The sequence below is a fragment of the Pseudonocardia sp. NPDC046786 genome (assembly GCF_040645415.1).
Classification (GTDB): domain Bacteria; phylum Actinomycetota; class Actinomycetes; order Mycobacteriales; family Pseudonocardiaceae; genus Pseudonocardia; species Pseudonocardia kongjuensis.
On record NZ_JBEYYF010000026.1, the window covers coordinates 53140 to 78835 of the forward strand.

At 75.6% G+C, this 25696-nt stretch carries 25 protein-coding genes; 14 read left to right on the forward strand and 11 right to left on the reverse strand.

Features of this window, described 5'->3' with window-relative positions:
• Position 1 precedes the first annotated feature (1 nt).
• Entirely contained in the window at positions 2-319 is a 318-nt protein-coding gene (locus tag ABZ881_RS25760) for a helix-turn-helix domain-containing protein (RefSeq protein ID WP_358488176.1), read from the reverse strand.
• Between the two features lie 199 nt (positions 320-518).
• Here ABZ881_RS25760 and ABZ881_RS25765 point away from each other — a divergent pair, with 199 nt between their 5' ends.
• Positions 519-1823 (forward strand): cytosine permease, encoded by a 1305-nt coding sequence (locus ABZ881_RS25765; protein WP_358488177.1) that lies wholly within the window; start codon positions 519-521, stop codon positions 1821-1823.
• Entirely contained in the window at positions 1823-3349 is a 1527-nt protein-coding gene (locus ABZ881_RS25770) for an amidohydrolase family protein (RefSeq protein ID WP_358488178.1), read from the forward strand. Before ABZ881_RS25765 ends, ABZ881_RS25770 begins: the two co-directional genes overlap by 1 nt.
• A gap of 50 nt (positions 3350-3399) precedes the next feature.
• On the opposite strand, the gene ABZ881_RS25775 is transcribed toward ABZ881_RS25770, so the two are convergent.
• On the reverse strand, positions 3400-5001 hold the full coding sequence (locus ABZ881_RS25775; protein ID WP_358488179.1) for a bifunctional NAD(P)/FAD-dependent oxidoreductase/class I SAM-dependent methyltransferase: 1602 nt from the start codon (positions 4999-5001) through the stop codon (positions 3400-3402).
• A 67-nt stretch (positions 5002-5068) separates the two neighbouring features.
• Between ABZ881_RS25775 and ABZ881_RS25780 the strand changes: the two genes are divergently transcribed.
• Positions 5069-5650 carry an XRE family transcriptional regulator gene (locus ABZ881_RS25780; RefSeq protein WP_358488180.1) on the forward strand — a complete coding sequence of 194 codons (582 nt, stop codon included), beginning with the start codon at positions 5069-5071 and terminating at the stop codon, positions 5648-5650.
• Between the two features lie 160 nt (positions 5651-5810).
• Here the strand turns inward: ABZ881_RS25780 and ABZ881_RS25785 are convergent, their stop codons facing one another.
• Positions 5811-7154, reverse strand: a complete 1344-nt coding sequence (locus tag ABZ881_RS25785) for a M20 family metallopeptidase (RefSeq protein WP_358488181.1) — start codon at positions 7152-7154, stop codon at positions 5811-5813.
• A gap of 19 nt (positions 7155-7173) precedes the next feature.
• On the reverse strand, positions 7174-8139 hold the full coding sequence (locus tag ABZ881_RS25790) for a 5'-3' exonuclease (RefSeq protein WP_358488182.1): 966 nt from the start codon (positions 8137-8139) through the stop codon (positions 7174-7176).
• Between the two features lie 121 nt (positions 8140-8260).
• Here ABZ881_RS25790 and ABZ881_RS25795 point away from each other — a divergent pair, with 121 nt between their 5' ends.
• From ABZ881_RS25795 to ABZ881_RS25810, 4 genes are all read left to right on the forward strand, one after another.
• On the forward strand, positions 8261-9046 hold the full coding sequence (locus tag ABZ881_RS25795) for a GAF and ANTAR domain-containing protein (RefSeq protein ID WP_344017532.1): 786 nt from the start codon (positions 8261-8263) through the stop codon (positions 9044-9046).
• Between the two features lie 93 nt (positions 9047-9139).
• Entirely contained in the window at positions 9140-10267 is a 1128-nt protein-coding gene (locus tag ABZ881_RS25800) for a Xaa-Pro peptidase family protein (protein WP_344017533.1), read from the forward strand.
• Positions 10268-10371: 104 nt separating this feature from the next.
• On the forward strand, positions 10372-10572 hold the full coding sequence (locus tag ABZ881_RS25805) for a PspC domain-containing protein (RefSeq protein WP_344017534.1): 201 nt from the start codon (positions 10372-10374) through the stop codon (positions 10570-10572).
• 62 nt (positions 10573-10634) lie between these two features.
• Positions 10635-11024 carry a DUF2267 domain-containing protein gene (locus ABZ881_RS25810; RefSeq protein ID WP_358488183.1) on the forward strand — a complete coding sequence of 130 codons (390 nt, stop codon included), beginning with the start codon at positions 10635-10637 and terminating at the stop codon, positions 11022-11024.
• Positions 11025-11032: 8 nt separating this feature from the next.
• Here the strand turns inward: ABZ881_RS25810 and ABZ881_RS25815 are convergent, their stop codons facing one another.
• The gene (locus ABZ881_RS25815) at positions 11033-12181 is read right to left on the reverse strand and encodes a hypothetical protein (protein WP_358488184.1); all 1149 of its coding nucleotides are present in this window, start codon (positions 12179-12181) and stop codon (positions 11033-11035) included.
• Between the two features lie 128 nt (positions 12182-12309).
• Here ABZ881_RS25815 and ABZ881_RS25820 point away from each other — a divergent pair, with 128 nt between their 5' ends.
• The 6 genes from ABZ881_RS25820 to ABZ881_RS25845 all read left to right on the forward strand — a co-directional run bounded on the left by ABZ881_RS25820 (position 12310) and on the right by ABZ881_RS25845 (position 18657).
• Positions 12310-13305 (forward strand): methylenetetrahydrofolate reductase, encoded by a 996-nt coding sequence (locus ABZ881_RS25820; protein ID WP_358488185.1) that lies wholly within the window; start codon positions 12310-12312, stop codon positions 13303-13305.
• A gap of 28 nt (positions 13306-13333) precedes the next feature.
• Complete coding sequence (locus ABZ881_RS25825; RefSeq protein ID WP_358488186.1) at positions 13334-14101, forward strand: class I SAM-dependent methyltransferase; 768 nt, start codon at positions 13334-13336, stop codon at positions 14099-14101.
• Between the two features lie 72 nt (positions 14102-14173).
• Positions 14174-15367, forward strand: coding sequence for an alcohol dehydrogenase catalytic domain-containing protein (locus ABZ881_RS25830; protein ID WP_358488187.1), 1194 nt, complete (start codon positions 14174-14176; stop codon positions 15365-15367).
• Positions 15368-15427: 60 nt separating this feature from the next.
• Positions 15428-16801, forward strand: a complete 1374-nt coding sequence (locus ABZ881_RS25835; RefSeq protein ID WP_358488188.1) for a DUF2252 domain-containing protein — start codon at positions 15428-15430, stop codon at positions 16799-16801.
• 61 nt (positions 16802-16862) lie between these two features.
• Positions 16863-17768 carry a hypothetical protein gene (locus ABZ881_RS25840; protein ID WP_358488189.1) on the forward strand — a complete coding sequence of 302 codons (906 nt, stop codon included), beginning with the start codon at positions 16863-16865 and terminating at the stop codon, positions 17766-17768.
• Between the two features lie 34 nt (positions 17769-17802).
• The gene (locus ABZ881_RS25845; protein WP_358488190.1) at positions 17803-18657 is read left to right on the forward strand and encodes a universal stress protein; all 855 of its coding nucleotides are present in this window, start codon (positions 17803-17805) and stop codon (positions 18655-18657) included.
• On the opposite strand, the gene ABZ881_RS25850 is transcribed toward ABZ881_RS25845, so the two are convergent.
• The 6 genes from ABZ881_RS25850 to ABZ881_RS25875 all read right to left on the reverse strand — a co-directional run bounded on the left by ABZ881_RS25850 (position 18632) and on the right by ABZ881_RS25875 (position 24765).
• A complete protein-coding gene (locus tag ABZ881_RS25850; RefSeq protein ID WP_358488191.1) occupies positions 18632-19603 on the reverse strand; it encodes a heme-dependent oxidative N-demethylase subunit alpha family protein in 972 nt (323 codons plus the stop codon). The genes ABZ881_RS25845 and ABZ881_RS25850 overlap by 26 nt on opposite strands.
• Positions 19600-20520 carry a PDR/VanB family oxidoreductase gene (locus ABZ881_RS25855; protein WP_358488192.1) on the reverse strand — a complete coding sequence of 307 codons (921 nt, stop codon included), beginning with the start codon at positions 20518-20520 and terminating at the stop codon, positions 19600-19602. The genes ABZ881_RS25850 and ABZ881_RS25855 overlap by 4 nt, the downstream gene beginning before the upstream one ends.
• Positions 20517-21014 carry a dimethylamine monooxygenase subunit DmmA family protein gene (locus ABZ881_RS25860; protein ID WP_358488193.1) on the reverse strand — a complete coding sequence of 166 codons (498 nt, stop codon included), beginning with the start codon at positions 21012-21014 and terminating at the stop codon, positions 20517-20519. Before ABZ881_RS25860 ends, ABZ881_RS25855 begins: the two co-directional genes overlap by 4 nt.
• A gap of 87 nt (positions 21015-21101) precedes the next feature.
• On the reverse strand, positions 21102-22145 hold the full coding sequence (locus tag ABZ881_RS25865; protein ID WP_358488194.1) for an ABC transporter ATP-binding protein: 1044 nt from the start codon (positions 22143-22145) through the stop codon (positions 21102-21104).
• Complete coding sequence (locus ABZ881_RS25870) at positions 22145-23689, reverse strand: iron ABC transporter permease (protein ID WP_358488195.1); 1545 nt, start codon at positions 23687-23689, stop codon at positions 22145-22147. Before ABZ881_RS25870 ends, ABZ881_RS25865 begins: the two co-directional genes overlap by 1 nt.
• A gap of 2 nt (positions 23690-23691) precedes the next feature.
• A complete protein-coding gene (locus ABZ881_RS25875; RefSeq protein ID WP_344017550.1) occupies positions 23692-24765 on the reverse strand; it encodes an extracellular solute-binding protein in 1074 nt (357 codons plus the stop codon).
• Positions 24766-24983: 218 nt separating this feature from the next.
• Between ABZ881_RS25875 and ABZ881_RS25880 the strand changes: the two genes are divergently transcribed.
• Positions 24984-25595 carry a hypothetical protein gene (locus ABZ881_RS25880; RefSeq protein WP_358488196.1) on the forward strand — a complete coding sequence of 204 codons (612 nt, stop codon included), beginning with the start codon at positions 24984-24986 and terminating at the stop codon, positions 25593-25595.
• Positions 25596-25696: the final 101 nt, after the last annotated feature.

Below are 25696 nucleotides of genomic sequence, written 5' to 3' on the forward strand. Positions count from 1 at the left end.
GTCAGGCCCGCGCGGCCCGGCCCTCGGCGTAGGTGAGCGCGACCGTCAGCGCCGCGAGATCGGCCGGATCGGCCGGGTCCCGCCCGGTCACCGCCCGGATCCGGCCGATCCGCTTGCGCACCGAGTTCGGGTGCAGGTACATCCGCCTGCCGCACTCGCGGACCGAGCCCGCGCAGGGGGACGGATCGGGCAGGTCGGTGGCCTGCGCCCAGCGCACCGGGCGGTCCAGGCCGGTCTCCGCACCGACCAGCCGCAGCCCGGGCGCCCAGCCCAGCACGTCCTGCACCACGATGAGCGGTTCGTCCGGTCCGGCGAGCACGCCGTGACGCTAGGCGCGTGCGGTCACGCGGGTGTGAACCCGGTTGTCCGTCGTGTTGCCGGGCGGTGTGCCATCGGACACCGCCCGACGGTGATCGGGTGCGATCGGGACAGGACCGGGCCCCGCCCCTGGTGGCCGGCCGGTCCGGGACCGTCCCATCAGGGGCCCCCGTCGTCCCCGAACCCGTCCGAGGTGTCCCGTGGCCACTCCACCGACCTCCGCTGCGCCGGCCCGCACGGCCATGATCGACCGGGACCGGCCGCTGGAGCGGATACCGGTCGCCGAACGCAAGGGCGTGGCGTCGGTCGCCGTCGTCATCGCCGGGTTCGGCTTCTTCACCCCCACGATGATCACCGGTGGCGCGGTGGCGTCGGAGTTCTCGTTCGCCACGTTCGCGGTGCTCGCCCTGACCGCCGCGGCCGTGCTGGCGCTCTACATCGCCGCGCTCGGGATCGCCGCCGGGCGCACCGGGCTCACCACGGTGCTGCTGTCCCGGCTGGTGCTGGGCCGGCTCGGCGGGAAGTGGGCGTCGATCCTGCTCGGCGGCACCCAGGTCGGCTGGTACGGGATCACCATCGCGGTGCTCGGCGACCTGCTCGGCACCGCGCTGGGCATCCCCACCTGGCCGGTCGTGCTGCGCGGCGGGATCGCGATGGCGGTCACCGCCTACTACGGCTTCCGCGGCATCGAGTTCCTGTCCTGGATCTCGGTCCCGCTGATGACGCTGCTCTGCGGGTGGATCGCGGTCGGCGCGGTCGGCAACGCCGGCGGCTGGTCCGGGCTGCTGGCCCAGGACGGCGCCGGCACGCTCAGCGTCGGCGCCGCGCTGACCCTGCTGATCGGCACCTTCGTCAGCGGCGGCACCCAGATCGGCAACTGGACCCGGTTCGCCGCGGGCGGCCGGCTCGCGTTCGGCGTGACCGCGGTGACGATCATGGTCGTGCAGTCGGCGATGCTGCTCTTCGGCGGCATCGGCGCCATCGGCTTCGGCGAGCCGGACTTCTCCGGCATCCTGATCATGACCGGCTCGATCGGGCTGGCCGTCTTCCTGATCATCTCGAACCTCTGGACGACGAACGACAACGTCGCGTACGCCTTCGGGGTGGCCGGCGCCGAGCTGACCGGCCGGCCGGACAAGCGGCCGTTCATCGTCGGCGGCGTGGCGGTCGCGATCGTGCTCGCGCTGACCGGCGTCACCGACGGCCTGACCACCTTCCTGGTCGTGCTCGGCGTGCTCATCCCGCCGCTCGGCGGGGCGATCATCGGGACCTTCCTCGGTCCGTGGCGGCGCCGGGACCCGGGCACCGCCCTGGACGCGGTCGGCCCGGTGCGCCTGCCCGGCCTGCTCGCCTACCTGGGCGGCACCGCGGCCGCCGTCGTCGGGGCCTGGTTCGACGTGGGCATCCCCGCGGTGCAGGGAATCCTCGTCGCGGCGCTGCTGGCGGCTCTGCTGCCTGCTCTGCTGCCTGCGCCGGGCACCGGCCGCCGGGCGGTGCGGCGCTGATGGCACTGGTCCTCCGCGACGCCGAGGTCCTCACGATGGACGCCGACACCGGGGCCACCCCGGTCCGGCGCAGCATCCGGATCGACGGCGACACCATCACCGAGGTCGGCGCGCGGGTACGCACCGACGACACCGACACCGTGCTCGACGGCCGGGACCGTCTGGTCTGCCCCGGCTTCGTCAACGCCCACACACACTCCTGGGAGTACCTGGCGAAGGGCCGCTACGACAACCTGCCGCTCGAGCTGTGGATGCTGTACAGCTACCCGATCCTCGGCGCCCGCCCGCTGCCGCCGGACCTGGTCCGGCTGCGCAGCCTGCTGTTCGCCGCCGAGTCGCTCAAGTCCGGGGTGACGACGCTGGTCGACGACGTACTGGAGACCCCCGGCCAGGACCTCGACCAGCTCGACGCCGTCGTCGACGGCTACGACCGGATCGGGATCCGCGCCGACGTCTCCGGGCACGTGATCAACCGGCCGTTCGTCGACACCGTCCCGTACGCCGCCGACCGGCTGCCGGCCGACGTCGTCGCCGAGGTGCGGGCCCGGCCGGTGCCGACCGCGGGGGAGTACCTGGCGTTCAGCGAGGCGGCCCTGAAGCGGTACCGGGACCGGGCCGGGGGCCGGGTCCGGTACATGCTCGCGCCGTCCGGCCCGCAGCGCTGCACCGACGACCTGATCAGCGGCGCGGCCGAGCTCGCCGTCGCACACGACGTGCCGTGCCACATCCACGTGCTGGAGACCAAGGTGCAGGCCGTCACCGGCCGCGAGTTCCACGGCCGCACGCTGGTCGAGCACCTGCACCGGATCGGCGGGCTGGCCCCCAACACCACCCTCGCGCACGGCATCTGGGTCACCGACGCCGACATCGACCTGCTCGCCGAGCACGACACCTGCGTCGCCCACAATCCGGTGTCGAACCTCAAGCTCGGCTCGGGCATCGCGCCCTGGCGGAGCTACCACCGGGCCGGGGTGACGCTCGGGCTGGGCACCGACGGCTGCTCCAGCAGCGACACCCCCCGGATGCACGACGTGCTCAAGGCCGCCGCCCTGCTGCACAAGGCCACCGGGCCCGACCACCACGAGTGGCCGCGGGCCGACGAGGTGTTGCGGGCCGCGACGGCCGGCGGCGCACGCACCGCGCGCCGGCACCGCGAGATCGGGACCATCGCCCCCGGCATGCAGGCCGATCTGCTCGTCTACGACCTGTCCACCCTCGCCTTCACCCCCCGCAACCGGGCCGAGCTGCAGCTCGTCCACTCCGAGAACGGCTCATCGCTGCGCCGGGTGCTGGTCGCCGGCCGCACCGTCGTGGAGGACGGCAGGCTCACCACCGTCGACGAGGACGCGCTGCGCGCCGAGCTCACCGCCCTGCTGCCGGACATCCGGGCCGGGCAGGACCGCGTCGAACGGCGGAACGACGTCTTCGCCGCGGCGTTCGAGTGGATGCACCGGACCTGCGCCGCGCAGGACGTGGGGGTGCACCGCTGGTCCGGCCCGGACCCGTCACGGAGCCGGGACGGCTGAGGAACCGGGCCGGAGCACCTGGGCCCGGCCCGGCTCCGGTCCGGCCGGGATCAGCCCCGCCGGCGGGCCCGGACGACGGCGTCGTGGGCGATCACCTCGTACCCGTCCGGGTGCGTCACCGGATGCGGCCGGGCGTCGGCGGCCTGCACCTCCCACTCCGCCTCGTCGAGATCGGCGGCGAGCTCGATCTCGTCGGCGAACAGGTCCCGGTCGTGCGGGCGGCGCAGCGGCCCGTCCAGGTCCTTCGGGTGGTGGGCGACCAGCAGCAGCGTCCCGCCCGGTGTGACGGCGGCGGCGAGCCGGGCGTACGCGGGCCGGCGCAGCGCCGACGGTAGGTGCAGGTACTGCGCCGTGACCAGGTCGAACGCCCGCTCCGGCGGCTGCTGGGTGCGCAGGTCGGCGACGTCGAGGGTGATCCGGTCGGCGACCCCGGCCGCCGTCGCCGCCGCCCGGGCCCGGTCCACCGCCACCGTCGAGACGTCGGTCGCGGTGACCTGCCAGCCGCGCTCGGCGAGCCAGACCGCGTCCCCGCCCTCACCGCAGCCGGCATCGAGCGCGCGGCCGGGTTCGAGCGCGGCCGCGTCGGTGACCAGCCAGCGGTTCGGGTTCCCGCTCCACAGGTGCTCCTGGGTCGAGTAGTGCGCGTCCCAGAAGCCGGCCGACCACTGGTCGGCCGCCGGATCGGGATGCCGGTGCCGGGCCGCGACGGCCGCCGTGACGTCGGCGGTCAGCAGGTCCCGGGTGATCGCCGCGGCGGCGGTCGCCCCGGCCGCCACCGCCACCGGGACGGTCGCCATCGGATCGGTGACGTTCCCGGCCGCGTACAGCCCGGGCACACCGGTCGCCCCCATCGCGTCGACCGGCAGGTGATCGCCGAGCCCGGACGGGTGCGCGACCGGGACCAGGCCCAGCCCGTCGAGGAACCCGGCGCGGGCCCGGACCGGCGGGGACACGGCGAGCGCGTCGCAGGGCACGACGGTGCCGTCGGCGAGCCGTACCCCGGTCAGCCGGTCTCCGTCGGACCCGCCGTCGGACCCGCCGCCGGACTCGAGGCCGGTCACCCGCCCGTCGACGACGGTGATGCCGCGGGCGGCGAACCCGGCCCGCTGCTCGTCGTCGGGCTCCGGGCCGGTGTGCAGGAACAGCGTGACGGCGTCGGTCCAGCGGGTCACCAGCTGGGCCTTCACCAGGTCGTGCGGACCGGTGCAGAGCACCCCGATCCGGCTGTCGCGGTGCTCCCAGGCGTGGCAGAACGGGCAGCCGAACACCGCACCGCCCCAGTGCCCGGCGAGCCCGTCGAGATCGGGCAGCTCGTCGGTCAGCCCGGTGCTGACGAGAAGCGCGCGCCCGGTCCGGCGCTCCCCGTCGGCGGTGGTCACGGTGAACCCGCCGGTGGCGTCGGCCGTGGCGGACACGACGCGCGCGTCCTGCACGACACCGCCGTAGCCGATCACCTCGGCCCGGCCGATCCGGGCGATCTCGGCGGGCGGCAGGCCGTCCCGGGTGAGCCAGTTGTGCACGCCGGCGGCCGGCGCGTTGCGGGGCGTCCCGTCGTCGAGCACCAGCACCCGCCAGCGGGTCCGGGACAGGGTGAGCGCGGCGGACAGGCCGGCCGCGCCGCCGCCGATGACGATCACGTCGTACGAGGTCATGGCATCCAGGCTGCCCTGCTCCGGCGTTCAATGGCAAAGATCGTTGCCGGAGTGGCAAAATGACGTCATGGACGACGCCATCGCGGACACCCTGGCCGGGGTCGGCCCGCGGCTCGCCGGGCTGCGCACCGAGCGCGGGATGACCCTCGCCGACCTGTCGGAGGCCACCGGCATCTCGGTGAGCACGCTGTCCCGGCTCGAGTCCGGCGGCCGGCGGCCCACCCTGGAACTGCTGCTGCCGATCGCGTCGGCGCACCAGGTCCCGCTCGACGAGCTGGTCGCCGCCCCGCCGGTCGGGGACCCGCGGGTCCGGCTGCGGCCGCGCCGCGCGCAGGGCGCGACCGTCGTGCCGCTGACCGAGCGTCCGGGCGGTCTGCAGGCGTACAAGATGCTCATCCCGTGGCGCGGCGACCGGCCCGATCCGCGGGTGCACGAGGGCTACGAGTGGCTCTACGTGCTCGACGGGCGGCTGCGCCTGGTGCTGGGCTCGCACGACGTCGTGCTCGGGGCCGGCGAGGCCGCCGAGTTCGACACGCACATCCCGCACTGGTTCGGCTCCGCCGCGCCGAACCGGGCGGTCGAGGTGCTGAGCCTGTTCGGTCCGCAGGGGGAGCGGATCCACACCCGCGCCGCTCCCCGCGGCCGCTGACCGGCTCTACGCTCGTCGGCGTGACCGCCGTCCCGATCGACCCGGCCGCGGTGGTTCCCGGCCGCGATCGGCCTCTACCTGGCCGAGGTCGCGATCAGCGCGGCGCTCGGCGGGTTCGGCCTGCGGGCCGCGCGCGGAACGCCGGCCACGGCGCCCTGAGTCACCGGTCGAAGAACGACGGCACGTCCACCGGGCCGCCCGCGGCGGCGAACTCGGCGGCGACCGCGTCGCGCAGGCCGGCGTCGTACAGCAGGTCGGCGACGACCAGCGCCAGCCCGGCCGCCCCGTCGACGACGCCCCGGTCGCCGCCCGGCCCGCCCGCCGCCTGCGCGAACCCGACGGTGTGCAGGGCGGTGCCGGGCTCGGCGATCGCCAGCATCGGATGGATCGACGGCACCCGCAGCGACACGTTCCCCAGGTCGGTCGATCCGGTCTCGGACTCCGGCACGACGCCGCGCGGCCAGACGGTGCGGCCCCGCTCCGTCTGGTGCACCGCCCACCGCGCGGCCAGCGTCCGGTTGTGCCGGATCGGCAGGTACGGCGGCCTCGGGTCCCAGGTCAGCGTGTAGCCGCAGCCGGTCATAGCTGCGGCACCGACCGCGATCGCCTGCACCCGCGTCGTGAGGTCGAGCAACGACTCCGGGTCCTGGGACCGCAGGTAGTAGCGGGCCGCCGCGCGCTCCGGCACGACGTTCGGCACCTGCCCGCCGTCGGTCACGATCCCGTGCACCCGGTCCCCGTCGGGCAGGTGCTGGCGCAGCATCGCCACGCCCTGGTACCCGAGCACGACGGCGTCCAGCGCGTTGCGCCCCATGTGCGGCTGGGCCGACGCGTGTGCGGCGACGCCGTGATAGGTGACCTCCAGCTGGCGCCGCCCCAGGAACGGGTGGTCGGCGATGTCGTGCGCGAACGGATGCACCATCACGGCCGCGTCGACGCCGTCGAACGCGCCGGCGCGGGCCATCGTCTCCTTGCCGCCACCGCCCTCCTCGGCCGGGGTGCCGAGCAGCAGCACGGTGCCGATCGGGGCGTCGTCGCGGGCCAGCAGCCGGGCCAGCGCCAGGAACGCGCCGACGGCGGCCGAGCAGATGACGTTGTGCCCGCAGGCGTGCCCGATCCCGGGCAGCGCGTCGTACTCGGCGAGCACCGCGACCGTCGGGCCGGATCCGGTCCCCGCCGTCGCGCGCAGCGCGGTGTCCAGGCCGTACCCCCCGACCTCGGCGGCGATCCCGTGCCGGTCCAGCAGCGCCGCCACCGCGGCCGCCGCCCGGTGCTCGGTGAAGGCGGCCTCCGGATCGGCGTGCAGCCCGTGCGAGAGCTCCAGCAGCTGCTCGGCCAGCTCGTCCACCGCACCGGTCAGCAGCCGCCGCACCGCGGGCGGCGCCCCGTCGTGCGGCGAGGTGATCGGCTCGGCCGCCGCGGCCCGGACCGCGGTCTCCCGGGTGACGGCGTCGTCGTGGGCCCGGTTCGGCTGCAGCGGGGCCTCGTGCTCGGGACAGGTCACGCCCCGATCATGGCAGGGCTCAGGAGGCGGCCGCGTCCAGTGCCGTGCGCAGCCGCCGCACCGAGGACTCCAGGCCCCAGCGGGTGGCCAGCTCGTCGAGCCGCTGCGGATCGGCCGGCGTGCGGGGCAGCGCGGGGTCCCGGTCCAGGGCCACCGGCGCGTCGGTCACCACCCGCACCACCGGCTCGACGACGCCCAGGTAGTCGCTCGCCGCCATCAGCTTCGCCCGCACCCCGGCCGCCATCCGGCCGTCGTCCGGCCGGGTCACCGCGGCGAGCAGCTCACCCCAGGAGTCGAACCGCCCGACCAGCGTCGCGGCCGTCTTGGCACCGACACCGGGCACCCCGGGGAGGCCGTCCGAGGGGTCGCCGCGCAGCATCGCCATCTCCGCGTAGGCCGCGCCGGCCCGCTCTGCGGGCAGCCCGAACTTCGCCGCGACCTCGGCCGGGTCCAGAAGCTCGGCCCGGTTCAGGCCGCGCCCGATGTAGAGCAGCCGCACCTGCGGCTCGTCCCGGACGATCTGGATCAGGTCGCGGTCCCCGGACACCGCCAGCACCGGCCCGGTCCCCGCCCGGTGCGCGAGCGTCCCGATGACGTCGTCCGCCTCGTGGCCCTCGGCCCCACCGGTGCAGATCCCGGCCGCCGCCAGCACCTCCATGATCACCGGGACCTGCGGGGCGAGGGTGTCCGGCACCTCCTCCGGGACGCCGGCGGGCACCTGGTCCGCCTGGCTCGCCTCGACCACCCGGTGCGCCTTGTAGGACGGCAGCGCCGCCACCCGGAACGCCGGGCGCCAGTCGAGGTCCAGGCACGCCACCAGCTCGCGCGGCCGGTGCTCGGTGACCAGCCGGGCGATCATGTCGGTGAACCCGCGCACCGCGTTCACCGGGGTGCCGTCGGGTGCGGTGATGCTCTCCGGGACACCGAAATAGGCACGGAAGTACATGCTCGCGGAGTCCAGCAGCATCAGCGGGCGGTCGCTCATGGCCGGTGAGTCTGGCATTCGGTACCCCTGGGGGAGGGCCCGGCCACCACCCGTTCGGCATGATGGGGCGGTGGAGCACAGCGGGACTGCCCCGGTGGGCAGGGGTGAGCAGGAGTGGGCCGTGGACCGCGACGGGTTCGTGCTGGCGCAGGAGCGGAACGGGCACGCGGAGGACGGCCTGGCCGAGGCCGGGCCGCTGGCCAGGGAGTTCGCCGCGCTGACCGGTGAGCTGCTGGCCGCCGGCACGGTCGCCGACGTGCTGGCCAGGGTGGTCGCCGCGGTGCGCCGGGTGATCCCGGCCGCGGACCTGGTCAGCGTGACCCTGCGGGACGGCGACGGCTGCTTCCACACCCCGGTCGAGACCGGCCCGGCCGCGTCCGACATCGACGCCGAGCAGTACCGCAGCGGCCGCGGGCCGTGCGTGGAGTCCGCCAGGGCCGACGGCCCGGCGCTCGCCTACGCCGACGACCTGCGCTCCGACGACCGCTGGCCGGAGTTCGCCGAGGCCGCCGTCCGGCACGGCTACCTGTCGGTGCTGGCGAGCTCGCTGGTGCCCGACGCCGTCCCGCCGCGGCTGCCCGGCGCACTGAACGTGTACGGCCGGGAGCCCGGCGCGTTCGTCCCCGCCGACCGGGACCGGCTGCTGCTGCTGTCCACCCACGCCTCGCTCGCGCTCGCCTCCTGCACCGCGGTGTCCGCCGCCGGACTGCAGGAGGCGCAGCTGCGGCAGGCGATCGCCTCGCGGGACGTCATCGGGCAGGCCAAGGGCATCCTGATGGCGCGCCGCGGGCTCACCGCCGACGCCGCGTTCGACGTGCTCCGGCGCACCTCGCAGGACCTGAACGTGAAGCTCGTCGAGCTCGCCGGGACCCTCGCCGCGCGGCCCTCCGCGCTCGACGGGGAGTGACCGGCCGGACGTGACGATCGTCGCTCCCCGCAGGTGGGCAGCTGTACCCGGGCGGCGGTCGCACACCCCGCGTGCCCGCATACGCTGCGAGCCATGACCGACGCCGTCGCCACCGGGCTGTTCGCCGACCGGCTCCGCCGGGCCGGCGAGCACGCCGCCGATCAGGGCACCGACGTGCTCTTCCTGACCCCCGGTACCGACCTGCGGTACCTGACCGGATTCGAGGGTTCGTCGCACGAGCGCCTGACCTGCCTGATCGTCCCGGCGGCCGGGCACCGCGCGCCGCCCGCCCTGGTCGTGCCGTCGCTGGAGGCGCCCGGCCTGGCCGGCATCCCGCTGGAGGCCCTCGGCATCGACCTCGTCACCTGGACCGACGGCGAGGACCCCTACCTGCTGGTCAGCGACCTGGCCGGGGGACCGACCCGGGTCGCGGTGGACGACGACATGCCGGCCCGGCACGTGCTCGGTCTGCGCGACGCCTTCCCGGACGTCCCGCAGACCCTCGGCGGCCCGGTGCTGCGCGAGCTCCGGATGCGCAAGGACGCGGCCGAGGTGGCCCGGCTGCGCGCCGCGGGCGAGGCGATCGACCGGGTGCACGCCCGGATCGGCGAGTGGCTCAAGCCCGGCCGGACCGAGGCCGCGGTCGCCGCCGATCTCACCGAGGCGATCCTCGCCGAGGGGCACACCGAGGCGGCGTTCGTCGTCGTGGGCTCCGGGCCGAACGGGGCCAGCCCGCACCACGACGTGTCCGACCGGGTGATCGAGCCCGGCGACGTCGTCGTCGTGGACATCGGCGGGCCGCTCCCGAGCGGCTACAACTCCGACTGCACCCGCACCTACGCGGTCGGCGCGGAGCCCGCCGCGGGCGTCCGGGAGACCTACGCGGTGCTGCAGGAGGCCCAGGAGCGCGCGGTCGCCGCGGTGCGCCCCGGCGCCACCGCCGCGTCGATCGACCGGGCCGCCCGCGAGCACATCGCCGCCGCCGGGCACGGGGCGCACTTCATCCACCGCACCGGGCACGGTATCGGCCTGGACGTGCACGAGGAGCCCTACATCGTGGACGGCAACGACCTGGTCCTCGAGGAGGGCATGGCGTTCTCCGTGGAGCCGGGCATCTACCAGGCCGGACAGTGGGGCGCCCGGATCGAGGACATCGTCGTGGTGACCGCGGACGGCGCGGAGCGGCTCAACCGCAACCCGCGGGACCTGGTCGTCCTGTAGGGGGTGTTGTTCCGGGGTGCGCTCGGGGTATCCCCTGAGCGTGCACGCGCCCCGCCCTGCCAGGGTGGGTTGTGCAACCCGTCGCCCACCCCGAGGAGATCCTGGTGAACGTCCCGCAGTCCCGCAGCCTGGTCCGCCCGCGCAACGGGACGGTGATCGCCGGGGTCTGCGCCGGGCTCGCCGACCGGTTCGGCCTCGGCCGCAACACCGTGCGGCTGCTGTTCGTGCTGTCCTGCCTACTGCCCGGCCCGCAGTTCGTGATCTACCTGGTGCTGTGGTTCATCATGCCGAAGGCCGACTTCTGACCGGCCGGACCGATGACCGCCCGGCAGGTGTCGGGGACCGGTGGCCCGGGTAGCCCCGGGTGATGCAGTACGAGATGTTCCTCAGCACCGTCCGCGACAGCGCCGAGCTGCCCGACCAAACCGCCGCCGACCGCGCCGTCCGGTCCACCCTGCGCGTGCTCGGCCACCGGCTGGCCGGCGGCCGGCCGGGGAACCTGGCGGCGCAGCTGCCCGGCGACCTCGGCGCCGCACTGGGCTCCGAGGGGGCCGGCGAGCGGTTCGACCTCGGCGACTTCTACCGCCGCGTCGCCGACGACGCGGGCGTCCCGCAGCCGCAGGCCCGCCGGAACGCCCGCGCCACGATGGCCGCGATCTCGGTCGCGGTGACCGACGAGGAGTACGGCAAGCTCGCCGTGCAGCTGCCCGCCGAGTACGCCGACCTGCTCCTGACCGACGCGGTGCGGCACCGCTGAGCGGTCCCTCAGCGGCCGGACCCGGACTCGTCCTCCCGGTCGAGCCGGGCCCGCCGCTCCTGCTCGCGGCGGCTGTACGCGGCCTGCCGGACGGCGCCCTCGTCGGCGAAGCCCGATCCCAGCGCACCGGCGATGGTTCCCATCGACGCCGACAGCACGGCGATCATCAGGTAGTCGCCGATCCCGGCCTCGCGCATGATGTTCGTGCCGAGATAGTCCGGCGGGATCACCAGCACCGCCGCGGTCAGCGTGATCCCGAACAGGAGCACGTACATGGTGAGCACGCCGAACGCGACCGTCAGCACCGTCGACAGGTTCGACAGCAGCATCTCCTCGCGCAGCGACCGGCTGCGCCGGGACTCCCACAGTCCGTTGTCCAGGATCAGCCAGGTGGTCATGCCGGTCAGCGCGACCAGCATGATCGTGGCCTGCCTGCCGACGCTCAGCGCGCTCGCCAGCTCCCAGATGTTCGAGTAGAAGATGCCGAACGCGGCTCCCGCGGCCGCCGCCGCGATGGCCGGCGAGAGGCTGGGCACCAGCCGCCACGGCCGGTTCGCCCGGACCATCCCGGCGAGCAGCCGGACCCGGCCGCGCAGGCCGGTGAGGGAGAGCCGGACGTCGACCTGGTCCTCGACGCCTTCGCTACCCGCGCCGCCGGTGGTGTCGCCGGGGGAGCCGCGGCCGGCCGGTGCGAGCCGGGTCAGCGGGCCCGCCCGGCCCGCGTCGGAGTCCTGGCCGACCCGCTCCCGCCCCTGGGCCGGGAACAGGTGCCGGGTGACCAGCCGGAACACGGTGTCCCGGCAGCGCCGGTACTGGTCGAACGCGCCCAGCGCGGGCAGCGACACCAGCCCGACCCGGGCGCCGGTGGCGCCGTCGGCGACGACCGGGTCGCTGCCCGCCCGCCGCGGCAGGTCGGTGATCAGGACGACCGCGTCGAGACCGTCCTGCTCCCGGGCCCGCTCGCCGATCTCGATCATCGGCAGCGCGCCGTGCCGGTCCAGCGCGATCCGGTGATCGGTGACCCGGACCTCCCAGCTGCCGTCGGCGTCGCGATCAAGCAGATCGGGCAGCTCGCGGGCGAGCCGGTGGGCGAGTTCGGTGGGCAGGCCGGGATCGGCGACGAGGCCGAGGACGATGGGACGGGACGATTCGGTCACGGCGCGGCACGGTAGGCGCCGGGCACGGTCCCGCGCATCCCGGGGCCACCGGTGTCACGATCGGCGATCACGACCAGCGATCACGACCACCGGTCACGAAGGGGCCTTCACGGAAAGGGGTGACGCCGGTGTCCGGTGACTGTCCGAAGCGGATGCGCTTCGGGCCCTGCGGCGGGGTCCGGCCGGACCTGGGTTGCGAGCTCGGGACCGGTCCCTGCCCGTTCACCGCGGGCCCGGTGGTGCGCTGGCCGGACCCGCCCGTGCGGTCCGCCCGCCCGCGGGCGCTGGCCGGGGACGGCCCGGTCGTGCTCGCCGACCTGACCTCCCCGCCCTACGACGCCGCGGCGCTCGCCCGGCACGCCCGGATCCTGTCCGGCAGCTGTGACGCGCTGCTGATCGGGCAGTACCACGACGCCCCGGACTTCCCGCCGACGCTGCTCGCCGCGCTGGTCCGGGAGGCCGGCGGACGGCCCTGGGTGACGCTGACCTGCCGGGACCGCAACCGGGTCGTCCTGGAGCAGGACCTCGCCGGACTGGCCGCCGCAGGCACCGACGCCGTGTTCTGCGTGACCGGCGACGCCCGCGCCCCCGGCGTGCGCCCGGACGTCAGCCAGGTGTTCGACCTGGACGGCACCCGGCTGGCCGGGCTGGCCGCCGGGGCCGGGCTGGCCGCCGTCGTGCCGGAGGCGCCCGCGGCGCCGCCGGTGGACCTGCGGCCGGCCCGGCTCGCCGAGAAGCAGCGGGCCGGGGCCGGCGCCGCCGTGCTCAACCACGCCGGCTCGCCGGCCCGGGTGGCCCGGTTCGTCGACCGGGCCCGCGGCGCCGGCGCGACCCTGCCGGTGCTGGCCGGGGTCGCCGTGTTCACCGACGATGCCGGTGCGCGGACCCTGCAGGCGTTCCCCGGCCTGGAGCTCGATCCGGCCACGGTGCGGGCGGTGCTGGCCGCACCGGACCCGGTGGAGGCCGGGATCGGTGCGGCCGTCGACGAGGCCGTCGCGCTGCTCGCGGTGGACGGCGTCGCGGGGGTGAACCTGTCCGGCCGCGGCACCTCCGCCGACGACACCGCCGCCACCGGGATCAAGGCCGAGATCGCCCGCCGGATCCGGGACCGGGTCCGCGGGTAGACCGCCCGGCACCGGGTAGCCCGCACGCATGGCCGATCCCGTCCCGGAGCGCATGGAGCTCGAGTTCGACACCGTCGCCGGCTGGACCGGCCACGCGGTCGCCGAGCTCGGCGACGACCATGCCGAGCCGGCCGCCTGCCGCGGCAGCGCCAGCCCGGCCGGGCTGGACTGGCTGGCCGCGCGGTGCGGGCTGCGCCCCGGCGACCTGCTCGCCGACGTCGGCGGCGGCACCGGCGGCCCGGCCGCCTACGCCCGGCGGACCACCGGTGCCGCCCCGGTGGTGATCGACCCGATGCCGGCGGCGTGCCGGGCGGCCGCGACGATGTTCGGCCTGCCCGCCGTGGTCGGCGGCGGCGACGCGCTGCCGCTCGCGACGGCGTCGGCGCGGGCCTGCTGGAACCTCGGCGTGCTGTGCACGGTGCGCGACAAGGCCGCGGTGCTCGCCGAGGCGCACCGGGTGCTGCGCCCTGGCGGATCGCTGGGCCTGCTGGTGTTCGTCGCGGACCGGCCGCGCCCGCCCGGCGCGCCGGACGGGAACCTGTTCCCGGCCCGGACCGCGGTGCACGAGCTGCTGGCGGCGGCCGGGTTCGCCCGCACCGCCGAGGTGGCGCTGACCGAGCTGCCGCCGGCCCCCGCGGCGTGGCGGCAGCGGATCGACCGGGTCGAGAACGTCCTGGACCGCGACCACGGCGACGACCCGCGGTTCGCCGCCGCCCAGGAGCAGTCCCGGCGGATCGGCGCGCTGATCACCGACGGCGTCGTCGAGGGCAGGCTACTGCACGCGACCGCCCGCTGATCGGTTGCGCACCAGCGGTTTTCACCGGGCGGACCCGGGTAGGCGGCGGGCAGCCGACAACGAGGAGAACACATGCGCGCACTGACCTGGCACGGCCACCGCGACGTCCGGGTGGACACCGTCCCGGACCCGGTGATCGAGCAGCCCGACGACGTGATCGTCCGGATCACCAGCAGCGGGCTCTGCGGCTCCGACCTGCACCTCTACGAGGTGCTCAGTCCCTTCCTCGATCCCGGTGACGTGCTCGGTCACGAACCCATGGGGATCGTCGCCGAGACCGGGTCCGCGGTGACCGCGCTGTCGGTCGGGGACCGGGTGGTGGTCCCGTTCAACGTGAGCTGCGGGAACTGCTGGACCTGCGGGCAGGGACTGCAGTCGCAGTGCGAGACCACCCAGAACCGCGAGATGGGGATGGGGGCATCGCTGTTCGGCTACACCAAGCTCTACGGCCAGGTGCCCGGCGGGCAGGCCGAGTACCTGCGCGTCCCGTTCGGCAACTCGCTGCCGATCGCGGTGCCGGAGGGCCCGGCGGACGACCGCTTCGTCTACCTGTCCGACGTGCTGCCCACCGCCTACCAGGCCGTGCAGTACGCGGACACGCCGCAGGACGGCACGCTCGTCGTGCTCGGCCTCGGGCCGATCGGCGACATGTGCACCCGGATCGCGCGCCGGCTCGGCGTGGCCCAGGTGATCGGCGTCGACCTGGTCCCGGAGCGGCTGCGCCGGGCGCAGGCCCGCGGCACCACCGCGCTCGACCTGCGCAACGGCGACGACGAGGTGCGGGAGGCCGTCCAGGGGCTGACCCACGGCCGCGGCGCCGACGCCGTCATCGACGCCGTCGGGATGGAGGCGCACGGCTCGCCGCTGGCGAGCACCGGCCAGAAGCTGGCCGCGGTCGCGCCGTCCGGCATCGGGCAGACCCTGATGCAGAATATGGGTGCCGACCCGACGACGGCGCTGGAGCTGGCGATCTCCCTGGTCCGCCGCGGCGGCACCGTGTCGCTGTCCGGCGTCTACGGCGGCAGCGCCACCCCGCTGCCGATGCTCACCCTGTTCGACAAGCAGATCCAGCTGCGGATGGGCCAGGCCAACGTGTGGCGCTGGGTGCCCGAGCTGCTTCCGCTGCTCGGCGACGACGACCCGCTGGGCGTCGACGACTTCGCCACCCACCGGCTCTCGCTGGAGCAGGCGCCCGACGCCTACGCGATGTTCCAGGAGAAGTCCGACGACGCGGTGAAGGTGCTGTTCACACCCGCCGCCTCCTGATCGGACCGGTCCTCCCCGTGGCTATCGTGATCGTCTGTCACACCCTCGGGGAGGAACCGGATGACGACCGTGCGGGACGGGGCCGAACGGGCCAGGACGAACCTGAAGCGCCGTGACCAGGCGCGTCTGGTGCTGCCCGACGACCGCGACCCGGTCGGGCTGCTGGAGGGCCAGCATGCCTCCCGGCTCCCTGATCTCGTCCCGGTCCGGGTCGGGCGGATGCTCCAGTCGCCGTTCGCCTTCTACCGCGGCGGCGCCGCGCTGATGGCCCGGGACCTGCGCGACGCGCCGGTCTCCGGGATCGACGTGGTGCTGTGCGGCGACGCGCACATCTCCAACTTCGGGTTCTACGCCTCGCCGGAGCGCGAGCTCGTGTTCGACCTCAACGACTTCGACGAGGCCGGCGTCGGGCCGTGGGAGTGGGACGTCCGCCGGCTCGCGGCGAGCGTCCACATCGGCGGCCGGGACATCGGCCTGTCCGAGGACGCCTGCTCGGACGCGGTGGTCGCCGCCGCCGACTCCTACCGCCGGGTCCTGCGGCAGTTCGTCGAGCTGTCCGCGGTGGAGCGCTACTTCTACCGGGTGGACACCTCCGACGTCGCCGAGCGGCTCGGCGAGGCGGGCCGCCGGACCTGGCTCAAGGCCACCGACAAGGCCCGCGGCCGCACCTCGGAGCAGGTGCTGCGCAAGCTCACCGTGCAGTCCGAGAACGGCGTGCTGCGGATCGACGACCAGCCGCCGGTGCTGCAGCACGTGAACCACGCGTCCGCCGACGACATCCCGGAGCTGTTCGACCAGTACCGCTCCACGCTGCGCGAGGACGTCGCGTTCCTGCTGGCCCAGTTCCGGCCGGTGGACTTCGCGCTGCGGGTGGTCGGTGTCGGCAGCGTCGGGACCCGCTGCTACCTGATCGCGCTGGAGGGGCCGGCCGGGGAGGTGCTGTTCCTGCAGGCCAAGGAGGCGCAGGCGTCGGTGCTGACCAGCCACGGCGGCCGGCCGGCGGTGATCCCCGGCTACGAGGGCGCCGCCGACCACGTCGAGGGCCACCGGGTGGTCGCCGGGCAGCGCATCCTGCAGGCCACCTCGGACCCGTTCCTCGGCTGGATCACCGGCTGGGCGGGGGAGTCCGACGACCGGCCGCGGGTCGACTACTACTGGCGCCAGTTCCGCGACATGAAGGGCTCGATCGACCCGGCCGCGCTGTCCCCGGTGGAGTTCCGCGCCTACGGCGCGCTCTGCGGGGCGCTGCTCGCCCGCGCGCACGGGCAGTCCCCGGGCGGCCGGGTGATCGCCGGCTACCTCGGCCGGTCCGAGCGGTTCGCAGTGGCGACGGCCGGGTGGGCCGCCGGGTACGCCGACGTCGCCGAGGCCGACTTCGAGGCGGTCACCGCCGCCGTCGCGGCCGGCCGGCTGCCGGTGGAGCGCGGCGTCTGATCCCGCCGGCCCGTAGTGCTACGCAGGTGGCGGCGCGCGCCGGGGGGCTAGGTTGCGGCGCATGAGCCGAGCCGAGTCCGTGACCTCCGCCGGGACCGTGCGCGGGGTGCGCCGCGCGATGATCGTCGCGGTGGTCGGGGCGCTGCTCGTCGCCTCGCTGCTGGGCATCGTCGCGCTGCTCGGCGGGGACTTCGGCGAGCTGCAGTTCCGGATCGTGCTGACCACGCTGGTGGTCGCCGCGTTCGGCACGACGGCGCTGTGCCATCTCGCCGTCGTCACCCGCGCCGTGCGGGTGGTCGGTTTCGCCGGGATCGTCGCCGGCGCCGGGGCCGCGATCTGCGCGCTGGCGCTGATCTGGCGGGACTGGGCGTCGGCGACCGGGCCCGAGGAGGGCCTGTTCAAGTCGTTCGTCGTGCTCAGCGTGCTCGCGGTGAGCCTGGCGCACGCCAACCTGCTCCTGCTGCTCGCCGGCAACCGGCACCGGGTGATCCGGGCCGGGCTGGCGGCGACGCTCGCCGCGATCGCGGTGGTCGCGACGATGATCCTGCTCCCGGTGCTCACCGACGGCGCGATCCCGGGCAGCGGCGACGACGGGTACTGGCGGTGGCTGGGGGTCGCCGGGATCGTCGACGCGCTCGGCACCATCGCGCTGCCGGTGCTCGCCGCGGTGCTGCGCCCGCGCCCGGCACCCGACGGCGGGGCCCCTGACCCGGCCACGGCACCGGCCCAGGTCGGTGGCGGGACCGGGGCCGGGGAGCCGGTCCGGCTGCGCCTCGGCCTGCCCGCCGGCCTCGCCGACCGGCTGGCCCGGCACGCCGGCGGCGGCGCCCTGGAGAACGCCGCGCTGGACGCGATCGACCGCGGGCTCGCCGCCGCCGAGTCGTCCCGGCCGGTACCGGTGGGCGACCCGCCGACCCGTTCGGTGCCGGATCCGGCGCGCCCGGCCCCGGATGTGCCAGGGTCGTAGCCCCTACGCACGCGCGAAAGACCGAGGAGGCCGCATGACGGAGGCGACCGGGGAGGCGACCGGGACCGAGATCGCGGTGGCGGTCGACGGTTCACCGGGCGCGGTCCAGGCCGCCCACTGGGCGCGTGACCTGGCAGAGGTGTGGCGGATGCAGGTCCGCCTGCTGCACGTCACCGCCGGGCCGGACGCGCCTGCGGACCTGGAGCGGCTGGCCGGGGAGACCGGTGCCGGGCTGCAGCTGCTGCCCGCACCGCCCGGCGCGGGCACCGACGGGATCGCCGACGCGGTACTGGCGGCGACCGGGCCGGCCCGGATGCTCGTCGCGGGCAGCCACGGTGCCGGGGCGACCGGCGCGATGCTCGCCGGCCGGTTCGCCGACCGGGTGGCGCGCAGCGCACCGGTCCCGGTGACGATCGTGCGGGACGCCGAGCCGGGGGCCGAGGGGGTCGTCGCCGGCGTCGGCGGCGGCGAGTGCGACCACGACGAGGCCGTCGTCGCCGAGGCCGCCGCGCTGGCCGCCGCCTGGGCGGCCCCGCTGACCCTGGTGCACTCCTGGTCGGACGTCGTCGCCCGGGCGGGCACCCGGCTGCACCGGGTGCAGGCCGACCGGGAGACGGTCGCCGGTGCGGCGCACGCGGCGCTCGAGGCCGCGGCCACCACCGCCCGCGACCTGGTGCCGGACGTGCACACCCGGATCGTCGAGGGCACCGCACTGCGGGCGCTGCTCGACGTCGCCGCGACTGCCAGGGCGGTGGTGGTCGGCCCGTACGGCGCCACGCCGCCGGTCGGGATGCAGCTCGGCTCGACGAGCCGGTCGCTGGTCGCGTTCGCACCCTGCCCGGTCGTCGTCCTGCCGGCCCGGGTCAGCGCCGCAGGTACGCCAGGGTGAGCGCGGCCAGCGGGCCGAGATCCTTGTAGTCGGCCACCTCGGGCGGCAGCGTCTGCAGCACCGACACCAGCCGGTCGCGCCACGCCGGTACCCGTTCGAGCCGGTCCAGCGCGAGCAGCCGGATCCCGATCAGGAACAGCACCGAGCCGGTCAGCGGGAGCCGGACCAGGTGCTGCACCTCGGTCCGCAGGTGGATCTCCCGGCCCGGGTCGGTGACCCGCAGCGGACGGCGGGCCGGTGCCCAGGACGGCGCCGCGTCCAGCGACAGGTCGAGCCGGTCGTCGGGCTGCAGCCCCCAGTTGAGCCGCCGGTAGACCTCGCCCGGCGCCATCCGCAGCAGGAACCCCTCGGCCCGCTCGAACACCCCGCCGGGACCGTTCCCGGGCACCGGGCCGTGCAGCTCGCGGAAGCTCATCCCGGCGTCGAACCCGACCGACCAGACCGACGCGGCGGCGACCGCGCCGGCGTCGAGCCAGAGCCGTCCCTCGCGGGCGCCGAGCACGACGACGTCCTCGGTGAGCTGCCGGGAGGCGAACCGCAGCGGATGCTCGGGCAGCGTCGACCCGTCGCCGAACACGAACTCCTGATCGACGCCGAGCCGGGTGTTGCGGAAGCGGTACCGGTCGCCGTCGCGGACCAGTGAGCAGGTGTCCGGCTGCTCGGCGGCGAGCCTTCCGGTGAGGTGGAGCAGCGCGTCCCAGCAGGCGGCCCGGCTGTGCCCGGCGGCGACGAACCGGGCCGGTTCCCGGTCCAGGATCGCGGCCCGCTGCGCCGCGACCGTCTCGTAGCCGTCGGCGGAGCCGGGGACGTGCAGGACCGTCCCGCCCCACGAGCCGGCCTCGGTCGGCCGGGCGACACCGGCCGGCTCGACGTTCGCGCTGATCCGGTAGGTGCTGTGCGGCAACGGGAACGGGTAGGACGCCAGGTCGTCCGGGTAGGCGGTCACAGGTCCAGCTCCAGGGCCGGGCCGGCGGCCCGGGACACGCAGAGCGCGATCCGGCCGTCCAGCCCGGCGTGCACGGCGTCCCGGTGCTCGACGGCGCCGTGGCGGACCGGGGTCAGGCACTCGCCGCAGACGCCGTTGCGGCACAGGCTGGGCGCGGCGACCCCGATCCGGTGCACCGCGTCGAGCAGCGACTCGGCGGCCCCGACCTCGACGGTCCGCCCGCTGCGCCGCAGCACCGCGCGGAACGGCCGCCCCGGCTCGGTCCGCCGCTCGAAGTCCTCGCTGTGCACCCGGGCGTCCACCCAGTGCGCGTCCCGGGCGGCCGCCCCGACGGCCGCCGTCAGGCCGGGCGGGCCGCAGCTGTACAGGTGGCTGCCGAACGGCGCCGTCGTCACCAGCCGGAGGATCCGCCCGGCCGCCGCCGCGCGCCCGGTGACGGTGGTCAGCCGGTCCCCGCAGAGCTCCCGCAGCTCGTCCAGGTGCGGCGCGGCACCGGTCCGGTGCACGTACAGCACCGAGAACGGGTTGCCCCAGAACGCGTGCCAGCGGACGTGCGACAGCACCGGTGTCACCCCGATCCCGCCCGCGACGAGCAGGTGTCTGCGCGCCGTGTCGACCGGGGCGAACCCGCTGCGCGGCATCGTCGCCCGCATCCGGTCACCGGGCCGCAGCCGGTGCATCCGGCGGGACCCGCCGGAGCCGTCCCGGCGCAGCGCGACCGAGACGTGCCACCGGTCCGGGGTGATCGACGTGCCGGTCAGCGAGTAGGCGTTCCAGCGCCCGGGCGCCCACTCCAGGCCCAGGTGACTGCCCGGCGGGTAGGACGGCGGCGGCCCGCCGTCGGCGCGGGTGAACGCGACCGAGCGGACCCCCGGGCACGCCTCGGTCACCGCGTCGACCCGCAGCTCCAGCGTCACACCGGGCTCCCGAGGAACGCGGCGTGCGTGCGCGAGTGGTGGTGCGCGACGACCAGCCGGTGGGCGCATCCCGGGCAGCGCACCGGGCCGCCGATCGCGGCGGTCGCGGCGAACCGCAGGTGGCAGTGTCCGCAGTGGATCGCGCGCGGCCGGGGCCCGTGCGGGTCGGTGTCCACGTCGGTCGGCCGCAGGTCCAGTTCGGAGTCCAGCGCGCCGCGGGCCAGCGCCGCCGCCCGGACCTGCTGGACCTCGCTCTCGGTGCCGGTGACCAGGATCCGCCAGCCGGTGACCATCGTGGGCAGCTCGGTGTCGAGCAGCCCGCCGGCGTCCGCGGCGGTCCCGAGCACCCGCAGCCGGTCACCGGCACGCAGCGGCGGCGGCACCGCGGTGCCCACCGCGACGACCAGGTGCGGGGCGGCGGAGCGGCCGGCCGCGGGATAGCGGGGCAGCGTCGTCTGCTCCACCGCCAGGTACGGCGGGACGGGCGTGGGCATGGTGGTCCTGTCCTGGGCACGGGCTGTGCCGGTCTGTACCGATCCGGGCCGATCCGGGGCCGGGCCGATCCTACGGCGGCCCGGGGCTCAACCGCTGCCGTGCCCGGCCGGGAAGAATCGCCCTTCGCCCGCGACCTCGACCACCACGCGGTCGCCGGGCCGCACGTCCGACCGGCCCGGGACCCTCGCCAGCAGGCCGGTGCCGTCGAGATCGAGCACCACCGTGGCGTCCGGGCCGTGGAAGACGACGTCGGAGACCTTGGCGGTGGGTTCGCGGTCGCCGTCCGGGGCCCGCAGCCGCAGCTGCTCGGGACGCAGGAGCAACCGGCCCGGCCCGGTGCCCGCCGGGACCGGGATGCGGCCGAGCACGGTGCCCGCAGCGCCCTCGGCCACGTCCGCGGCGAGCACCACGGCGTCGCCGACGAAGCTGCCCACCCCGACGTCGGCGGGGGAGTCGTAGAGGGTGCGCGGCGGCGCGCACTGCACCACCCGCCCGCCGCGCAGGACGGCGACCAGATCGGCGGTGCCCAGCGCCTCCTGCTGGTCGTGGGTGACCAGCACCGCCGTCGCACCGGCGGCGGTGAGCGCGTCGCGGACCTGACCGCGCACCTCCGCGCGCAGCCCGGCGTCCAGCGCGACGAACGGCTCGTCGAGCAGGACCAGCGCCGGGGCGGGCGCCAGCGCCCGGGCCAGCGCCACCCGCTGCTGCTGGCCGCCGGACAGCTCGGCCGGCATCCGGTCGCCGTACCCCGCGAGCCCGACGAGCTCCAGCACCTCGCCGATCCGGTCGCCGCGGCGGGCCCGGCGGTCCAGCCCGAACCCGACGTTCGCCGCGACGTCGAGATGGCCGAACAGCGCGCCCTCCTGGGAGACCAGGCCGACCCGGCGGCGCTCCGGGGCGACGGCCACGCCGTCCCCGGCGACCAGCCGGCCGCGGAGCCGGATGCTGCCCCGCTCGGCCGGATGGAACCCGGCGACCGTGCGCAGCAGCGTCGTCTTGCCGCAGCCGGAACCGCCGAGCACGGCAGTGAGCGTCCCGGCCGGCACGGCCAGGTCCACGCCGGACAGCACCGGGGTTCCCGGATGTCCGGCGTGGACGCCGTCCAGCACCAGTGCGGGCTCCTCGTCCATCAGTCCCCTCCTCTGCGCCGGAGCACCCGGTCGAGCACGAGCGTCGGAATCGCGGCCAGCAGCACCAGCAGCACCGCGTACGGGGCGGCCGCGGCGAACTGGCTCGCCCCGGTCCGCGACCAGATCGCCATCGCCAGGGTCTCGGTGCCGGTCGGCCGGAGCATCAGCGTGGCGGGCAGCTCGCGGGCGACCGACACGAACACCAGCGCCGCCGCGGCCACGATCCCGGGCGCCGCCAGGGGCACGGTGACCCTGGCCAGGGTCTGCAGCCGGCCGCGGCCCAGCGACCGGGACGCCTCCTCCAGCCGCACCGGGGCGTCGGACACCGCGGTCCGCACGATGCCGACGGCCAGCGGCAGGAACAGCACCGCGTAGCCGGCGATCAGCATCGGCAGCTGCTGGTAGAGCTGCGGGAAGACCCGGATGCCCAGGTAGACCAGCGCCAGCCCGACGGTGACGCCGGGCAGCGCGAACCCGAGATAGGTGAGGTTCTCCAGGGCCCGCACCAGCCGCCCCCGGTGCCGGGCGGCGAGCACCCCGACCGGCAGCGCCAGCGCGACGGTGAGCAGCGCACCGAGCCCGGCGACCCGGAAGGTGTCCAGCGCGGTCGCGGCGAGGTGCGGGAGGTCGATGCCGGCCGACGCGCCGGCGATCGTCCAGACGGTGAGGCTGTAGGCCGGGACGCCGAGCGAGATCCCGATGACGACGAGCACGACCAGCAGCCCGGCCGGCGTCCACCGGCCCAGCGGGGTCGGCCCGGCCCGGCGGCCCGCGCCGCGCCCGACCCGTTCGGTGGACCGGCCGCGCACCCGGGCCTCGGCGATCGTCACCACGATCGCCAGCGCGACCAGCGCCAGCCCGAGCACCGCGGCCGGCGTCGGGTCGAAGGTGGACCGGTAGCGGGTGAAGATGCCGAGGGTGAAGGTGTCGAAACGCATCAGCGACGGCACCCCGAAGTCGCTGATCACCGAGAGTGCGACCAGCAGCGCCCCGGCCAGGACGGCCGGCCACACCCGGCGCAGCGTGACGGTCAGCAGGACCCGCACCGGGCCCAGGCCGAGCGACCGGGCAGCCTCCTCCATGCCGGCGTCGCCCCGGGAGAGCGTGGCCGACACGGCGAGGAAGACGTAGGGGAAGCTGACCGAGCTGAGCACCAGCAGCGTCCCGCCGAAGCCGACGATCCCGGGGAAGCCGGAGATCCAGCCGAATCCGGCGACGTAGGACGGCACGGCCAGCGGCAGCGCGAACAGCACCCCCCACACCCGGCGTCCGGGCAGGTCGGTGCGCACCACCAGCCAGGCCGCAACGGTCCCGACGACCATGCAGACCAGCGTCGCGCTCACGGTCAGCACCACCGTGTTCGCGAACAGCTGCCCGGTCCGCGGCCGGGTCAGCACGTTCACCACGTAGTCCGGTCCGCGTTCGAACGACCGGATCGCGAGATAGACCAGTGGGGTGAGCATCAGCAGCCCGGCCAGTGCGGCACCGGCGACCAGCGCCGGTGCCGCCCCGCCGGACCGCCGTCGGACGGCGCTGCGGAGCACGATCAGCTCATGCCGGCTTCTTGCAGCATCTCCAGGGTCTCCTCCAACGTCCGGAGATCCGCCAGGTCGATGTCGGGCTGCTCCAGCTCGGTGATGTCGGGCATGTCGTAGACCGTGGAGGTGATCCCGGACCGGACCGCGTACTCACCGGAGGTGTCGACGAAGTACTGCTGGGCGACCTCGGAGGTCAGGAACGCGACCAGCTCCTGGGCGCGGGCCGGATCGTCGGCGGTGTCCATCACGCCCGCTCCGGCGACGTTGACCAGGCCGAGCGGATCACCGCCGACGTGGTGGTTGCGGGTGCGCAGGTTCTCCTCGCCGAGCTCCTCCATCTTGGAGTAGATGTAATAGTGGTTGACGAGCCCGATCTGGATCTGGCCGTTCTCGATCCCGTCGATCACGCCGTGGTTGTTGTTGAACCGCTCCGGGTTCTGCGCGTCGAAGTCCGCGAGCCACTGCCGCGCACCGTCGTCGCCCCTGTCCAGGCGGACCGCGGTGACGAAGGTGTTCCACGACGAGTTGCCCGGCGGGAAGCCGATCTGGCCCGCCCAGCGCGGGTCGAGCAGGTCGTCGAGGCTCTGCGGCAGCTCGTCGGGGGTGAGGTCCTGCGAGTCGTAGGCGATCACCCGGGCGCGCGCGGAGGTGGCGGTCCAGGAGCCGTCGGCGGCGACGTAGCCGTCGACGACGCCGTCGTACACCTCGTCGTCGAGGGGGACCAGCCGGCCGGCCTCGGACAGTGCGCCGAGCGCCCCGGCGTCCTGGGCGAAGAACACGTCGGCCGGGCTCGCCTCGCCCTCCTCCAGGACCTGGGCGACGAGCTCGGCGGTGTCGCCGTACCGGATGTCGAGCGGGATGCCGGACTCGGCCTCGAACTGGTCGAGGAGCTCCTGGACCCGGCTCTCCGAACGTCCGGAGTAGACGGTGAGCGGGGCGGCGTCGCCGGCGGTGGTTCCGTCCGGTGGTGCGGCGGCGTCATCGGCGGGGGCGCCCGCGCAGGCGGTGAGGGCCAGTGCAGCTGCGGCTCCTGCGGCCAGCAGTCTCCAGTGGTGGGACGTCGGTCGTTCGGTGATCTGCATTGATCGCTCCGGGGTCGTGTCACGACGGTCGCCGGCGCGACGCTACCTCCCAAACGTACATTCAGGATGAAACAGATGTTGCGAATTGACCGGTCCAGCCGGTCACCCCGGACGGGTGACCGGGGTCACCAGGACTGATGAACTCCGGTCCGCGGGGCTAACGCTGCTGGTCGGAGCGCGATGAACCGGCATCGGAGGCGACCGGGAGGGGGTGCGTCGTGGAACAGCACGGACCGTCGTACCGCCCGCGACACGCCGCGACCGGGACGCGCCCGGCGGCGCCGGTCGAGCCCGCCGCGGGCCCGGGCCCCGACGGACGGCTCCCCGGGTTCCCGGACGCACTGCTGCCCCGCCGGCGGTCGCCGCGACTCGTCGGCGCCGGGCTGGTCGCCGCGATCGCCGGCCTGCTCGCCGTGTTCACCGGGGTGGTCGTGGCCGCGGACCGGGCCGGACCGGCCGCCGGGCCCGCCGCGGCGGCGAGCGCGGCGATCACCGAGTGGCGCGACGGCGGCGGGCAGGTCCGGGTCACCCGCATCACCGAGGATCTCGCCGCGATCACCCGGGCGGCCGATCTCGCGACCATGCGGGACGCGTGCCGCGACCTGCGCGACGACGTCGCCACGGCCCGCGCCTACCCGCCGATCCCGGACCCGCGCGCCCAGGCGTCCTGGGATGCGGGGCTGGACGCCGGTGCCGACGCGGCCCGGAACTGCGTCGCCGGGGCCTCGCTGGGGGATGCGGGGCTGCTCGGGGCGGCCGCGGACGACCTGGACGGGATGAGCGGGCACCTCGCCGACGTCGCCGCCCGGATCGCAGAGCTCGCGGCCTGAGCCCGCCCCGGCCGAGCCCCGGCCGGACGAGTCCCGGGTCGTGCCGAGCCGTGCCGCGGCGGCCGGACCGGCCGACTCGCTCCGACCTGGCCGGCTCCGAC